11 protein-coding genes and 1 pseudogene are annotated in these 12,630 nt (G+C 55.8%); 7 read left to right on the forward strand and 5 right to left on the reverse strand.

Going from position 1 to position 12,630, the window contains the following annotated elements:
* Positions 1-125 precede the first annotated feature (125 nt).
* The 4 genes from EHV15_RS06230 (at position 126) to EHV15_RS06245 (ending at position 3,853) form a co-directional block, all read left to right on the forward strand.
* Positions 126-1,259, forward strand: coding sequence for an MGDG synthase family glycosyltransferase (locus EHV15_RS06230; protein WP_128630474.1), 1,134 nt, complete (start codon positions 126-128; stop codon positions 1,257-1,259).
* Positions 1,260-1,333: 74 nt separating this feature from the next.
* Positions 1,334-2,548 carry an MFS transporter gene (locus tag EHV15_RS06235; RefSeq protein WP_128630475.1) on the forward strand — a complete coding sequence of 405 codons (1,215 nt, stop codon included), beginning with the start codon at positions 1,334-1,336 and terminating at the stop codon, positions 2,546-2,548.
* A 139-nt stretch (positions 2,549-2,687) separates the two neighbouring features.
* Positions 2,688-3,224: a phosphatase PAP2 family protein gene (locus EHV15_RS06240; protein WP_128630476.1), complete on the forward strand. Its 537-nt coding sequence runs from the start codon at positions 2,688-2,690 to the stop codon at positions 3,222-3,224.
* A gap of 35 nt (positions 3,225-3,259) precedes the next feature.
* Positions 3,260-3,853, forward strand: coding sequence for a YkoP family protein (locus EHV15_RS06245; protein WP_128630477.1), 594 nt, complete (start codon positions 3,260-3,262; stop codon positions 3,851-3,853).
* A 519-nt stretch (positions 3,854-4,372) separates the two neighbouring features.
* On the opposite strand, the pseudogene EHV15_RS06250 reads toward EHV15_RS06245, so the two are convergent.
* A pseudogene (locus EHV15_RS06250) lies at positions 4,373-4,993 on the reverse strand (ABC transporter ATP-binding protein); the annotation flags it as partial.
* A 350-nt stretch (positions 4,994-5,343) separates the two neighbouring features.
* Between EHV15_RS06250 and EHV15_RS06255 the strand changes: the two are divergent.
* Positions 5,344-6,105 (forward strand): DeoR/GlpR family DNA-binding transcription regulator, encoded by a 762-nt coding sequence (locus tag EHV15_RS06255; protein WP_128630478.1) that lies wholly within the window; start codon positions 5,344-5,346, stop codon positions 6,103-6,105.
* Positions 6,106-6,127: 22 nt separating this feature from the next.
* Here the strand turns inward: EHV15_RS06255 and EHV15_RS06260 are convergent, their stop codons facing one another.
* The 3 genes from EHV15_RS06260 to EHV15_RS06270 all read right to left on the reverse strand — a co-directional run bounded on the left by EHV15_RS06260 (position 6,128) and on the right by EHV15_RS06270 (position 8,506).
* Positions 6,128-7,174 carry a 2,3-butanediol dehydrogenase gene (locus EHV15_RS06260; RefSeq protein WP_128630479.1) on the reverse strand — a complete coding sequence of 349 codons (1,047 nt, stop codon included), beginning with the start codon at positions 7,172-7,174 and terminating at the stop codon, positions 6,128-6,130.
* Positions 7,175-7,493: 319 nt separating this feature from the next.
* Entirely contained in the window at positions 7,494-7,796 is a 303-nt protein-coding gene (locus EHV15_RS06265; RefSeq protein WP_246061351.1) for a hypothetical protein, read from the reverse strand.
* A gap of 71 nt (positions 7,797-7,867) precedes the next feature.
* On the reverse strand, positions 7,868-8,506 hold the full coding sequence (locus EHV15_RS06270; RefSeq protein ID WP_128630480.1) for a class I SAM-dependent methyltransferase: 639 nt from the start codon (positions 8,504-8,506) through the stop codon (positions 7,868-7,870).
* A 93-nt stretch (positions 8,507-8,599) separates the two neighbouring features.
* On the opposite strand from EHV15_RS06270, the gene EHV15_RS06275 reads away from it, so the two are divergent.
* Complete coding sequence (locus EHV15_RS06275; RefSeq protein WP_128630481.1) at positions 8,600-9,538, forward strand: hypothetical protein; 939 nt, start codon at positions 8,600-8,602, stop codon at positions 9,536-9,538.
* Positions 9,539-9,552: 14 nt separating this feature from the next.
* Here the strand turns inward: EHV15_RS06275 and EHV15_RS06280 are convergent, their stop codons facing one another.
* Entirely contained in the window at positions 9,553-11,265 is a 1,713-nt protein-coding gene (locus EHV15_RS06280) for a bifunctional metallophosphatase/5'-nucleotidase (protein ID WP_246061352.1), read from the reverse strand.
* Between the two features lie 223 nt (positions 11,266-11,488).
* Between EHV15_RS06280 and EHV15_RS06285 the strand changes: the two genes are divergently transcribed.
* Positions 11,489-12,499, forward strand: a complete 1,011-nt coding sequence (locus tag EHV15_RS06285; RefSeq protein ID WP_128630482.1) for a phosphate/phosphite/phosphonate ABC transporter substrate-binding protein — start codon at positions 11,489-11,491, stop codon at positions 12,497-12,499.
* Positions 12,500-12,630 lie beyond the last annotated feature (131 nt).

The following is a 12,630-nucleotide window of genomic DNA, read 5'->3' on the forward strand; positions in this document are numbered from 1 at the left end:
TCGGAATTGAAATCACGACGCGCGGCCAGTTCGGTTCCCCCCGCGCTTCCCTTATACTGGATACCAAAGCGCAATAACGGAACGGACGAAAGCGAACGATTTTGGCAAAAAGGCAGGTATAAACCATGAAGCAGGACATCAGCATCGTCATTCTGACCGCCGGATACGGGAACGGTCATATTCAAGTGGCGCGAACACTGCAGCAAGCCTTCACCCGGTTCGGCATCGGATCGGCCAGCATCCTCGACTTGTATCAGGAAGCCCACCCCGGCATGAACTCCATTTCCCGTTATTTGTATATATGCAGCCCTTTTTTCTCCAATTACGGTCTGGACTATTACGGCTGGACGTACTACGCCACCCGGAATATCGAGGAGACCAGCGCCCTGGCCAAATGGGCCGGCGTGCTGGGGATGAAGAAGTTGATCTCCATCCTGAAGGAGCGAAAGGCGGACGCCATCGTAAGCACGTTCCCGTTTGGGGGAATTTCGCATCAACTGCAAAAACATGGCATTCACATCCCGCTATTTACCGTCGTTACCGATTTCAGCCTGCACAGCCGCTGGCTGCATAACCGTCCGGACCGGTTTTATGTGGCCACCGATGACTTGAAGCAGGAAATGATCCGCCGGGGAGTGCGGCCGGGAACGATCACCGTCAGCGGCATTCCGCTGCGGGAACCGTTTTACGAGCCGTCCTTTCCGGAGCCGCAGGGCACGCAGCAGCCTGCCCGTTCCATCCTTGTCATGATGGGAGCCCTCGTGCCTCTGCCGGATATTCAGCGGCTGGCGGCCAGCCTGCTGGCTTTGCCGGATGTCCGGATCGACATCGTATGCGGGGGGAACAACAAGCTGCGGCGGAAGCTGGAGCGCCGGTTCGGCGGGCATTCCCGGCTGCGGGTGTTCGGGTTCGTGGACGCGGTTCACGACCGGATGCGGGACGCTTCCTGCATCATTACAAAGGCCGGCGGCATCACTTTATCCGAAGCGATCCAAATTCGCACGCCGATCGTCGTTTACAAGCCGTTCTCCGGGCAGGAGCGCGAGAACGCCCGTTACCTGGAACGGAAAGGCGCCGCGGCCGTGGCCAAAAACGTGCGCCAGCTTCTCCCGTTGGTGAGCGAAATCCTCAACTCCGAAGCTACCCGGGACAAAATGATGCGGCAATGCGACGCGCTCGCCGCCGGGCATGCCGCCGACACGATCGTCAAGGACGTGCTGCGGCTGGTTCACGGACTGCCTGCCACGGCCAACGGCTGACGGTGACAGCCGGCCATTGACCGCCGGGCGTTCAACCATGCGAAACCAATTCCATTGTATAGGGGTTCGAAACGATGAAAAATTCCGCGCAAAGGGGCTTTTGGAGCAAGCTGCCCCCTTCCTTTCTGCACTGCTCCGCTATTTTGTTCCTGACCGAAATGGCCCGCAGCGCTTTTCTGATTTCATTCCTGCCCGCCTATGCCAATGACCGGCAAATCACCTTGGCGGCGGTCGGGGCAGCGATATCGATCCATTATTTGGCCGACACCCTGATCAAGGTCATCGCCGGATACGTGCTTGACCGGTTTCCGGCACGATTGATCCTGAACGCGTTTTTGCTGCTCGGTCTGCTTGGGTTGCTCGTATCCTTCGGCATCAGCGCTCCCTGGGCGATCATCGTCGGCTCCGGGCTGCTCGGGATAGGCGTCTCCCCGATCTGGCTGCTCTGCCTCTCGGAAATCCGGGAGGACCACCGGGGCTCGCAAATGGGAGCGATATACACGATTTGGCTCATATCGCTTGGCCTCGGGCCGGTTGCCGTTAATTTTCTGCTCGACCGCAGCTATTCCTTGTCGTTCTGGCTTTTGGCCGGGCTTTGGGCAGGAGGCTGGGCGCTGGCGGCCGTGAAGGGCAGCGTGTTCCGGTCCAAGGGCATGATCACAGCCATCCCCTTTAAACAGCAGATGAGCCAAATGCGGAACAAGCTGGCGCAAATGAAGCCGCTTGTGCCCGGCATGATTTTGCAGACGCTGGCCGCCGGGCTGCTGGTGCCCGTCCTGCCGAGCTTTGCTTCCGAATATCTGGCCCTGGATTACTCGGCGTATTCGATCGTGCTGCTCGGCGGAGGGTTGATGACGGTGCTGCTTTTGATCCCTATGGGCCGCCTGGCCGACAAATGGGGTCATAAATGGCTGCTCGTCGCCGGCTTCGGCGCCTTGGCCGTCTGCCTGGGGCTGCTCATTTATTCCCGGCAGATGGTCAGTACGATGCTGCTGGCCTTGGGTTTCGGCGCGGCCTATGCCGCCGTGCTTCCCGCCTGGAACGCCATTATGTCCTACTTCGTCCCCACCGAGCAAAAAGCGACCGGTTGGGGAGTCTTGTCGGGCATCGAAGGAATCGGGGTGATCATCGGTCCGATTTTAGGCGGCTGGGTGGCCGAAAGCTTCGGGGAGACGGTAACGGTTGGCGTCAGCGCTTTGCTGTTGTTCGGCATCATGCTGTTCTACTGGATCCGGCCGATCCGGCACCAAGCCGGGCAAATGCTCGAACGTTACGGGCAAGAGCATTAAATCATCCGTTTAATCGTGTGCTAATGCCGAGCTTTCCTGCCGATAGCGGACTCGTTTAAAAATCCCGCGCGGGCGGGGAATACCCAAGCGGCACACCACGAATAGTCCGTTATTTTTTCAGGGGAGTGGAGTGTTTTACATGATGCATCGCTATTATGAGCGGCTGCGCGAATACGATAACCGGCTGTTTTTCTGGTGCAATCATAAGCTTAGCCATCCCGCGCTCGACCTGGTCTTGAAGGGAATCACCCATTTGGGCAGCGCGGCGTTCACGATTGCCGTCACCCTTTCAGTCATTCTGTTTGCGGTAGGACCTTGGCAAAAAGCCGGTTGGAAAAGCTTGTGCGCTCTGGCGCTGAGCCATCTGGCAGCCGTTCTGGTCAAAAAGACGTTTCAGCGGACCCGTCCCTACGCGGCGCTGCAGGGCGCCCGGATCTCGATTCGCCCGCTGAAGGATTACTCCTTTCCGTCCGGGCATACGACGGCCGCGTTTTCCACCGCCGTTCCGTTTCTGTTCGCTACCCCCGGCCTGGCTCAAATCCTGCTGCCGCTTGCGTTTGTCGTTGGCATGTCGCGGATATATCTGGGCGTTCATTATCCTTCGGACTGCCTCGCCGGCGGTCTGATCGGGTCGCTGACCGCGCTGCTTGTCGTTTTGTTTGCGGGAGCCGCCTGAATTAATAATATTAGTTTTGGAAGGAGATAGTTGAAATGCGTTCGGTTTCTGTAATCAAGCGAGCCGTCCAATGGGGTTGGATGGCCTGGGAGCGGGTATTCGAGGTGTTTAGCCGCCTGCGCTCCAAATATGCGGGGGAATACGGCATCTGCAAAATGTTCGTCACGAAGTATCACGGCAAGTGTATGTTATGCGAGGACGGAACGTGGATTCATGACGGAGACTGGATCGGGGAGCTGCATTTGGATAACCGGAAAATCCTCGCGCTGCTGCAGTCCCATGAAGAAAACCGGGTTGCGCTCATGATCGCCCGGTTGACGCGCGGCGCCATGCGGCAGATTTGCGCGGAAATGGAGAAAAACCCGCAGCTGAGCCAGGTCAAGGCGCTGCAGGGCGTAACTTTACTGCATCGCGGCATCACGCACGGGTTGGGTTTTGAAACGTATCAGATGGAAAACCGCACCTTCCGCGCGCTGACGACTTCGTACCTGCGTCTGCTGCTGGCGGTTTTCCACCCGAGCAACCGCCGCCGCGTCGTCCCCCATGCGGAAAAGCTCGTGCCGATGCGGCTGGTGATGACCCGCTCGGCGTTGATCCGGCGGTTTTCCGGGGAGAAGTCCGCCGTTTAGAGGGAAACCCGGGGGATAGCACATCGGCGGCACAAGACCAGACTACACATCGACCACAAACAGACTGCACAACGTCACCGAACACACCTGCCACAGTCAGCCGCACGTCTTGCTGCATATCAGCTACAAGTCGGTTATAAGTCGGCACAAGCAACTATACGTCAGTCACACTTCAGCCACGTATCAGTCGCACATCAGACACACGTCTTCTGCGAACCAGCCACGCGTCAGCCGCAAACGTTCATCACGGTGCGCCCTCGACGAAATGCAAAAGTGCAGGCGATTTATGTCGAAGGCTCCCGAAAATGCCTATCGAACTGTAAAAGTGCAGTTCATTTTCTGTCATACAACCATATTTTTCCAAATACACTCTACTCAACTGCACTTTTGCAGGCGAAGCGCCTCGGAACGGGAAAATAACCAACGATCAAATGCATTTTTGCATTTGATCCCTTCTAAAAAGTACAAGCGGACACGGGAGCGTTCCAAAGGGAGCGTTCCAAAGGGAGCGTTCCAAAGCAAGTATACGATCGTATCCGCCATCGACATCGCTTCCACCTGATCGTGCGTCACATACACAAAGGTGGTGCCCAACTTCTTGTGCAGCTCGATCAGTTCGATGCGCATCTGCACGCGCAGCTTGGCGTCCAGGTTGGAGAGCGGCTCGTCCATGAGGAACACGGACGGCTTCTTCACCATCGCGCGGGCCAATGCGACGCGCTGGCGCTGCCCGCCGGACAACGCGGACGGCTTGCGGTCCAAATAATCCAACAGGCCCACCGTCGCGCCGATGCTCTCGACCAGCCGGGCGCGCTCGGCTTTCGGCACTTTATTGTTTTTTAGGCCGAATTCGATATTTTCGCGCACCGACATCGTGGGATAGATCGCGTAATTTTGAAACACCATCGCCACCCCGCGTTGCCCCGGCGGAATCCGTGAAACGTCCTTTCCGTTAATGAGCACCTGACCGGATGTTTGCGGGCCCAATCCCGCGATCATGCGCAGGAGCGTCGTTTTGCCGCAGCCGGACGGGCCGACCAGCACGGTAAACGTACCGTCCGCGATCGTCAGATTGAGGTCCCTGATGACCGCGTTTTTCTCAAATGCCTTCGTCACATTCACAAATTGAATGGATGCCAAGAGCCATCCTCCTTACCGCAAAAATCCAATATGCGCAATTTTTGATCCGTTTTGCTCATTTGAGCTTAATTTGATTTTAAAAGCCGTTCATTTCGGGAGTATTAGAACAAATCCAAGGAAATGTAAATCTGTCCGCCGCCATCTTCCTTGCCGAATCGCGCGGCTTGGCACAGCGGTAATTAGCGCCCAAAAGCAGGCAAAGCTTCACGAATTTGCCGTAATGTTTACTTTGTTTTAACACCCGCCAAACATGGCTTTGATAAAATGGGGGCAAATATGAAACCACGATTATATCAGTATGGGCAAATGCGCATTTTTGCGCACTTGTCCTGCAGGAAGGAAGATACGCCTTGTTGGCAGCCGAAAGAAAAAGACGCATTGTGGAATATGTGAGGCAGTACCGGACGGCCACCGTGGCCGCGCTGGCCCAGGAGTTTAGCGTGCACGGGGCGACGATACGGCGGGATTTGGCGGAAATCGAGCAGGAGGGCGTGCTGAAAAGAACGCACGGCGGTGTCATAATGGAGCAATGGACGCATGACGAGCCGGCTTTTCACGAACGGAGAAACCAGCATTTGGAGGAAAAGATGCGCATCGGCCGCCACGCCGCCTCCCTTGTGGAGGACGGGGAGAACATCATCATCGACTCGGGGACGACGACGGTGCACATCGCCACCCATCTCGTCGGGCGTTCCGACATCACCGTGGTCACCAACGACATGAACGTAGCCGTGGAGCTGCGTGACGCTCCGGGGATTAAGGTGATTTTGACCGGCGGGGAACTGTATCCGTCCAGCTACATGCTGAACGGCATGTTTACCGATCATGTGTTGAAGTCGCTGCATGTGGAAAAAGCTTTTATCGGCACCCCGGCGCTTCACCCTCAGCACGGGCTGATGCATCCCGAGGCATTGCTGGTTCCGGCCAAACAGGGCATGATCGCCGCGGCGGGGGAAATCATCGTGGTCACCGACCATACCAAAATCGGCAAGCTGTCGCTGCACACGGTCGCCCCGAACAGCGCCGTCCATACGCTGATTACCGGAACCGAAGCCTCCGAATATGACGTAAAACCGTTCCAAGAGCGGGGAATTACCGTTTACCGGGTGTAATCCCCGCCCGCGGAAAACCTTCTTACTCGGCCTTCACCAAGATTTTGACTTGATTCCGCTCTTTGAGCAGCCCTTCAAAACCTTCGTCAACGGCTTGATCCAGCTTGATGCGTTTGGTTACAAGCTTGTCCGCCGGGAAGTAACCTTGAGCCATCAGGCTGATCACCGCCGGAAATACGTCGCGGTAGCCGATAATACCGGTCACGGTGCGTTCCTTCAGGACGATGTTTTGCGGATGAATCGAAGCTTCTTTCTCGAAAATGCTGACGATCATCGTTTCTCCGCCGATTTTGGTGGAGTTGATCGCCTGTGTCAATACCGGCGGAACCCCGGTAACCTCATAGGCTACGTCCACTCCGCCCTGGGTGCGCTTGTGAATTTCCTCGACCGCATCGTATTCCTTCGGATCGATGACGATCGCTCCCAGTTCCGCGGCTTTCTGTTTCCGTTCTTCCGACAGCTCAACGGCGTAGATTTCCGAAGCTCCCGAGGCCTTGAGCGCCTCGATTACAAGCAGGCCGATAGGCCCTGTGCCAAACACTGCCGCCTTGTCGCCGACTTTCAATTTGCTGGAGCGCACCGCATGCAGCGCCACCGCGGACGGTTCGACCAGAGCCCCTTGCTCGAAGGAAACCGAATCCGGGATTTTATGCAGCATTCCTTCCGGGACGGACGTATATTCGGAAAATCCGCCGCCTCCGCCGGCCAGGCCGTAAAAGCCCATTTTATCGCAAAGATTGTATTTGCCTTGTTTGCAAGCCGCGCAGGTTCCGCAGGCATAGATCGGTTCCACGACGACACGGTCGCCGACGGCCACCCGGGTTACCCCTTCGCCGACTTCCACCACCTGTCCGGAAAATTCATGCCCCATCACGACTGGAGCCTTGTCTCCGCTGAGCGGGTGGGTTTCAAGCGGGATGAAAATCGGCCCCGCCGTATATTCGTGCAGATCGCTGCCGCAAATGCCGCACCATTCCACCTTTAATTTCACTTCGCCCTTAGCCGGCTTCGGCTCCTCGATGTTTTCCAGTCTCAAATCCTTGACACCATGCCATCTCAAAGCTTTCACTTGCACTCATCTCCTAGTAAAATTATGGAACTTTCATTTACTAGAGTACTCCTAATTTAAATATTTTTAAAGTTGGTTGATTAAAATAAATTAATTTATTTTGCAGAAGGTAAAAGTTGAGATTTGAACGAGATCTATTGGATATTTCCAATGAGAGTCCAAAATTGCGATCGATGGCCGTCAATCTATTGGATTTTTCCAATGAAATGAGCAAAAAGGCGCTCCACCCTCACCTTGCCGCTCGGCGGCAGGAACTAGACTGAAACACCCTTTTTGCCGTTTAAACCTTCATTTTAAATCTACGGCTTCCCCAGTGAGGCTAATCGACATAACCAGCGAGGCCTTTTTCCGTCAAATAATCCATCTCCAAATCGAGAATCGACTCAACCGTAAGCTCGTCCAGTTGGACATCGCGTTGGCGGAGCACATAATCCACCAGCTCGTCCCCGTCGATCTCAACCTCATCCTTGGCATTTTGATGCGCGCGTTCGATATAGTCGGCTTCATGCTTCAATACCAGCCGGATCTTCTGCGGGTCCGCCTTCGTCCGGCCGGCGATGTACTGGACAAGCTCCTGTTCGTTCACCTGTACGTTCGCCTGCTCATTCATGCGTTCGCTCATCAAGTTCAACTCCCGTCATTCGTCTTTGCGGCTGATTAAGCCATTCATGGCAGAAAACACCATACCCTGCTTTATTCTATCTTATAAATATAAATTTTAGTCCGGTACATGTCCCGGCAAGTGATGATCTTTTCCGCTTGCCAACCGGGGAGGGCAAAGCAAATACTGACGACCCTCGCCCCCGTATGAAGCTGCCGGCGCAGCAGGGGATCGAGCCGCTTCATGGCGCCGGGATAGAGATAACAGACCACTACATCGGCTTGTTCGTAACGATATTCATACAGGTCTCCCCTAAGAAAAACGGTGTTCCTGCAGGCGCTTAAACGCAAAGCCAGCCGGGAAACCACCCAAGGAATCCAGGAATTTTCGATGCCGGTGATCCGCCAGTCCGGGCGGCTTTGGGCGAGATGCAAAGCGAGCGTCCCCCAGCCGGAACCGGCCTCGACGATAGAATAAGCGGAAGCCGGCGCAACCGGTTCGGCGGCCGCCTGCTCCCGACCACCTGTCAGCATCCAGCCGCTCGTTGGCCCCCTGCCCCCGGCCGGCCCGGTCAGCCGGCTAAGCTCCGCAACGACAGCCCTGCGCACCTCCGCCGAGGCGGGCATCGGCGATATCCCGTTTCGCCAGCTTTTATATACGATGGACAACATGGCCAGAAGTGCGAAAAAAAGAAACAAAGCGGACAGGATGGAACTAACCGGCACAGGCATGAAAATTTCCCCTTAACTTCATGTAACTTCCTCTTTTTACTTTGCGTCTTACAATTATAAATGTTTTTATTCAAAACCCAAAGGAGCTGCAACATGAAACGAATTACCATTGTCCTTATTCTAGGTTTGGTTTGCGCGGCCATTGCCGGCTGCGGAAATACGAACACCCCCGGGAGCGCATCAAGCGAATCGCAAACGCCGGGCCAAACAACGAACTCCGCCGCACAACAACCGGAAAACCAAAGCGCCAATACAAGCGGCAATCCGGGCGATCAGAGCGATCAGACCGGCCAAAACAGTCAAGGCGACCTCAGCAGTCCAAGCGATCAAGGCGGTCCGGTCGACTTATCCGTTTATTATGCCCGTGATTTAGCCGCGAAACTTAGCGAAGATGACAGCAAACTCACTTGGACAGCCGGCGGCATCACCGTTACGGCCGAGAAAAAGAAAGGGGAGTTCGGAACCCCGGTTATCGCTTCCATAGCCGTCAAAACGGAAGGCCAGAAGAGCTATACCATTAAGTTCGATCCGGACCCAAAGGAGATCCGTTCGTTGGCCCTGTCCGCCGATGACCGGTATTTGGCCATAAACCTGTTCTATAGTAATGTCGGAGATAAATTGATCGTGGTGAACCTCGAAAGCGGCAAACAAATCGACACCAACGCCGAAATCGGATCCATGCAAAAGGAATATGGCCAGGCGGTCGTCGAAACGGTCCATGCTTATAACTGGTCGCCCGACGGCCATACGCTGGCGCTTTCGTTTGGCGACACCAGCAGCGCCATCCCGGCGCTGTACGACCCGGAAGAAAACTCCCTGCACAAAGTCGGCGGCGATAAAAATTACATCACGACCGCATTCGCATTATGGCATAAAGACGGCAACAGCGTGGACTTCATCAGCGAACAGCCGTCCGACGAATACCACCTGTACCGGTACGATATTGAGAAAAACACAACCACGGATATAACCGCGCTAAGCACGGAAGAATTGTCCGCTTTCACTCCATTTAGGCCCGTCCTAGCGGAGTAACCGCCTACTACCCGTTAGCGGACGATCTGCCAATTATGATTGCAGGTTGCCATGATGGTGCCGCGCTCCCGGATATATTCCGCCACGAGTTCGGCCATGTCAATCTGGATTTCTTTGACCACCGGTTTGCCCCGGTACATGTCGTAATCCCCTCCCCCGCCGGCGCGGTAGCTGTTCATCACCACGTCGATCTCCGCGTCGTCCCGCAAGGGCTCGCCGCTGTAATTCAGCAGCGCCACGCGCCGGCCGGGGGGCCGGGACACGTTCAGCACGTACTCGATGCCCTCCCACATATCGTAGTTGTAATGCTGCGCTTTGGGCTCCATATAAGCCGGATTCACAGCGATTTTCCCGCCTTCTTCCACGATGAAATAATTCGCCGTCTGCTCCAGCGCCTCCCGGATATCCTTCCCCTTAAGCCGCAATACGGCCAAGGTGTTCGGATACATGAAGTTGGTCAGCACATCACGCATTGTAATGCTCCCGCGAAAACCTTTTGATGCATTGCTGAGCAAAGCCGCGTTCGACACCTTCACCCCGGCGGCCTCCATCTGCACCTTGTTCACGAATTCCATAAACGGATGATCCGCCAGCCGGCAGGCGAGCGGGCTGCGGATTTCCATATCCCCGCTGACCTCCCCAATCGGCTGATCCAGCCAGGTTTGGGTATCAGCTTCGAGGCTCCGGACTATGCCCAACACCTTGCCGTCGGCTTCTGTCGTTTCATCCGGGGTCAACAGCTCCGCCTTTTTTTCCATAATCGTCCATGCCCCGTCCGTGCTTTTTTGGAAGCGAACGGAGATTTTCCCCAGCGCCTGTCCGCCCGAGCCCGGCTGAATCACCGTAACCCCGCCGACCTCCGCCGCGATCAAGCGGTGCTGGTGCCCGGTAATCAACACATCGATCCCCGGCACTTCCAGGCACATCGCATATCCCTGGTTTTCCCCGGTCAGCCGCTCGGCCGGCTCCCCTGTAAGCAAGTCCCGTTCGAAGCCGCCATGATAAGCGATGACCATCAGATCCGGCCGCTCCTGTTCGCGGATGCGGGGCACCCAGGTCTTTACGGTCTCCAGCGCGTCCCGGAACTCCCAACCTTCGATATGCCGCGGATTTTCCCAATGCGGGATATAGTGCGTCGTCACGCCCAAGACGGCGATTTTGACGCCGGCCTCGGTCGTTTTGACGAGATAAGGCTGGCCGAAAGCCGGCTGCCTTTGTCCCGCATCCACAATCCCCGCCGACAACCAGGGAAACCGCGAATCCTCCATTACCCGCCGCAGCATCCGCGGTCCGTAATTGAATTCATGATTTCCCGGAACCGCCGCATCATAATCCAACTCGTTCATCACGGCGACCGCCGGATGCATCTCTTCCTGACGTTGTTTTACATAGAAAGAACAAAGCGGCGTTCCCTGAATGACATCTCCGTTATCCACCAGCAGCAGGTCCGGCGTCCGCTCCCGTTCCCGGCGGATCATCGCCGCCAGCTTAGCCAGGCCCAGGGGAATCTCCTCATGTGTCCGGTAATCGGTCGGATAAATATGCCCGTGTACATCGCTCGTGACCAGAATCTCGCACACCGATTCGCAAACCGCTTCATCACTCGGCCCCCGCCTTTGGTCGCCTCCCGCCTTGCTCTCTTCCACTTTGCCGGCCTGCGGCAGGTCCGACACGGCATCCGCCCTCGTTTCTCCATCTATCTGCCGCCACTCCATACGTTTGCTCATTTTCCGCGTCCATCCTTTTCGAATTTTTCCCTTTTACGCACACGATCCGAAACCAGCCCGGCCTCCGCACGTGATCCCATTCTAACAGGCATTTTTAAGTGCCATGTTAAACCGATCTCTCAAAAATTTACAAAACTCAGCCTATCTCCTTACTGGCCGTTAATAAACCTCTTATATATTAAACAAGTGAACTCAAAAAATAGAATGTGTGGAGGTCATAGGTTTGAAAAAGCTTGCTAAGTTCATGTTGCCTTTATTGTTTACGGTTGCCCTCATCAGCGGCTGCGGCGGCAACGCCCCGGCGAACACTAGCGGAAACGCCGCAGCGGACGGCAGCGGGCCGGCCAACACCGGAGCTGCCGGCGGAAACGCCCAGACGGATAGCGCCGCGAAACCCGCCGACACCGGTTATGTACCGGAGACGTTGACCGTGCAGTTCGTGCCTTCGCAAAACGCCGACACGCTGGAAGCCAAAGCCAAACCGCTCGAAAAGCTGCTGTCCGACCGTCTCGGCATTCCGGTCAAAGTCAGCGTGTCGACCGACTACAACACGATCATTGAAGCGATGGCTTCCAAGCAAGTGGACGTAGGCTTCCTGCCGCCGACCGCTTACGTGCTGGCGAAGGAAAAAGGCGCGGCGGAAGTGATTTTGCAGGCGCAACGTTATGGGGTGCAGGATGACACCGGCGCTCCTACGAATGAACTTGTAGATTTCTACAAATCGATGATTATCGTGAAAAAAGATTCGCCGATCCAATCGGTGGCAGATCTCAAAGGCAAGAAAATCGCTTATCAGAACGTAACTTCTTCCGCCGGGTATGTATGGCCTGCCGCCAAACTTCAGGAAGCCGGCCTGGACCCGCTGTCCGACGTTGAGCCGATCACGGTCAAAGGCCATGACCAAGGCGTGATCGCCGTCCTGAACGGCGACGTGGACGCCGCCGCCATCTTCCAGGATGCGCGCAACACCGTGAAAAAAGACTATCCGACCGTGTTTGAAGACACCCGCGTATTGGCTTTTACGGAGCCGATTCCGAACGACACGATTTCCGTCCGTTCCGACATGAGCGCCGAATGGGTGCAAAAGCTGAAGGACGCTTTCATCGATATCGGCAAAGATACCGAAGGCCACAAAATCATCGCCGACATTTACACGCATGAAGGCTACGTTGAATCCAACGATAGCGTATTCGACATCGTCCGCGAGTACAACGAAAAAGTAAAAACCGAGTAGTTTAAGACACCGCCGTGGCAATCGCTGCGGCCCCCCTCTCCATCATTCAACAACAATCAAGTCTCCAAGCAAACGTGCAAGCCAGTCGGAGCGCCCCCGGGGCCCCGTGCTGGCTATGCGTTTTTTAAGAT

It is taken from the genome of Paenibacillus oralis, from assembly GCF_003863965.1.
GTDB classification, from domain to species: domain Bacteria; phylum Bacillota; class Bacilli; order Paenibacillales; family Paenibacillaceae; genus Fontibacillus; species Fontibacillus oralis.